Source organism: Streptomyces sp. PH10-H1 (assembly GCF_030063355.1).
Classification (GTDB): Bacteria; Actinomycetota; Actinomycetes; order Streptomycetales; family Streptomycetaceae; genus Actinacidiphila.
In genome coordinates this window covers 1-2,457 of sequence record NZ_JASISZ010000185.1, presented here as the reverse complement: position 1 = coordinate 2,457, position 2,457 = coordinate 1, and the positions used below count along the sequence as shown (strand labels likewise).

1 protein-coding gene is annotated in these 2,457 nt (G+C 64.6%); it reads right to left on the bottom strand.

What is annotated here, in order from left to right; all coding sequences use genetic code 11:
• Positions 1–400: 400 nt before the first annotated feature.
• Positions 401–778: a hypothetical protein gene (locus QMK24_RS41025; protein ID WP_283472012.1), complete on the bottom strand. Its 378-nt coding sequence runs from the start codon at positions 776–778 to the stop codon at positions 401–403.
• Between the last annotated feature and the right edge of the window lie 1,679 nt (positions 779–2,457).

Below are 2,457 nucleotides of genomic sequence, written 5' to 3'. Positions count from 1 at the left end.
ACCCCGCCCGCCGCCAGATCACCCGGCCGGGCTCCGAAGGATGCGAGGACGGGTTCACGGCACCGCCCCCAATCCCCCAATCCCCCAACCTATTGGGGGATAGAACCCCTGTTTGCCCAGGTGGCGGAGCCCACTGGGGGATTGGGGGATTGGGGGTCAGGCCCGGTGAGGACCTGTGTACCTGTGTACTGGGAGCCCTGTTTCACCAGGTGGGCGCGCTGACCTGTGTACCCGTGTACCTGTGTACTGACGTCCCGGGCGCCGGAGGGTGCGCCCGATCTGATGACACAGATGAACAGTGACGTAGCCATCGCTCACCACCTGGGGAAACAGGGGTTCGATGACACAGCTCGAACTGTTCAGCGGTATCTGTGTCACGGGGTGATCAGACCCCGTTCGGTCACCCACCGGCTGCCGTTCCGCCCGCTGGCGCATCACCCGTCGGGGCGACGGGTTCGGGCGGGGCGGGCCCTTCTGCCGCGGACGGCTCGTGTCCGAACGCATTGGCCAGGGGCGGCAACCCGGCAAGCAGCGCCACCACTCGCTCGGGATCGGTCTGCCCGATCTGACGCAGCGCCTGGTTCCCGATCCGTTCCCGCTCTCGCCGCGGCCGATCGGCACCCCAGCGCGCGGCGACGTCGACGAGGGCGGGCAGGTTCGCGAGGACTGACCACAGCGCAAGCGCGGCCAGCGCGTACACCGCGCTGTGCTCGAACACGGCGGCTGCTCCGACGGGCAGGGCGGGTAGTGAGGCCAAGGCGGTGCGGGCGAGCGGCATGTGGGGCTCCTTCGAGGACCGGGTGGCGGGACAGGCAGGTGTGGCGATGGCCTGAACCCCTTGGGGATCCAGGCCCTTGGCGCGGGCTTGCGTCGAAGTCGCGTTCTCAGCCCTTGGCGCAGACCGGGGACGTCCCGACAGGGGGAGCTGCCTTGCAGGTTCTGGATGAGCCGGACCGTAGAGAGGGCGGGGGTTAGCCGCGCAACCCCGGCGTCGACCGGGTGGGAGAGCTGGCGGCGCGGGCATGGCAGAGGCCCGAACTCCGGGGAGGTTCGGGCCGTGGGCGGCGTGTTGCTTTGGTAGAGGTGTCGGTAGGTGCGGTCTAGGGACGGAACGGGGGTGCCTTTACCTCCCGTCTGGACGCGCGAAGGCCGGAGCGCACCGGGCGTGCCGCCGCGCCTTTAGACAGCCGTGAACTGCGGTTCTGCGGATTTAGTCCGGTGTGCCGCCCTTCTCGTTATGGGTATGTCCGGGGCAAATGTGTCTGTGATGAGCATCACAAGGGCTGGGGTGGGGTCCTTGTCAGGCAGGTAGCCAGCGGCACCCTTGCCTGTTGCGGTTGGCCTGAGCCGGGCTTTTGCGGTTTGCAAGCTGGAACGGGGCTGCGCAGCGCCGCTGTTCAACCGCCACCGGCGGGGGCCGGCGCTGGTTGCTGGGGACGCTGGATGGCCGGCCCCTGAACACCCCCTCGGTCAGGCCCCGAAGAGGGCGCGGGTGTCTCGTCTCCGGGGTGTCCCGAAGGGCTACCCCGCCCTTCTCCCCGAACCCCGCCCAACCCACCCCCACCCATTCCACACCTTCAATTCACCATTCCATTTCTACCTAACTAAGCGTCAAATAGAGCAGCGTATGGCACATGCACACACCACCTCGAAGCGGAAAGCAATCCACCGAACAACCTCCGCGAACCCATCAATAATCCGTGACCCATAAACGCGATACAATTGCGGGACCGGGACACCCACCACCCAATCCCGGAACGGGATCAGTCCTACACGGTGCATCACCTGACACCGGCTCAGACCCCAACTTCAACCGGCAGACCCGGCACACGGCCAGCACCCCGAGGGCGTCCCCAATATTCGCCAAAACTACATCTGCATCATTTCCAACCCGCAGCCCGAAGCCCGCACCAAACCAAGGCAGACACGCCCGATCCGGGAACTCCGCAAAGGGCACACCCGGGCGCCGGCCCCCGAGCTCCACCCCGCGACAGGAGAGGCCGGCCCCCGGGCCAGTGGAGCGAAACCCCAGTAACTACACAGGTCAGGACGTGATGCACCCACCGCACCCCCTCGCACCCACCACCCCGCCGGACAGACACGGCACCCACCCCGAAAAGCGAAGCGTTCGGGAAAGAAAACACCCAATAAAAAGGAATGCAGCGAAGCGGAATTCCCACCATCACACCAATAGGAGCACAACAGAAAACTGGTGTTCCCGCGAAGAGGGAATAAAGCAAACCCGAATGCGCGAAGCGCATTCAAAACGTTTTTCCCTTGACCAACGGGAAAGGAAAACCGAAATCAAACACAACACAAATTCCCTGAAAGGGAATGCAAACACCCCAACCAAGTGCCCCAACGGGGCACGACATAAATCACAACGAATTCCCCGAAGGGGAATTCATGGGGGGTTTGGAATTCCGAAAGGAATTCATTTAAGGCCCTTTAGGACCC

Coding starts and splice junctions, on each gene's coding strand:
- QMK24_RS41025 (WP_283472012.1), bottom strand. CDS start 778: ATGCCGCTCGCCCGCACCGCCTTGGCCTCACTACCCGCCCTGCCCGTC.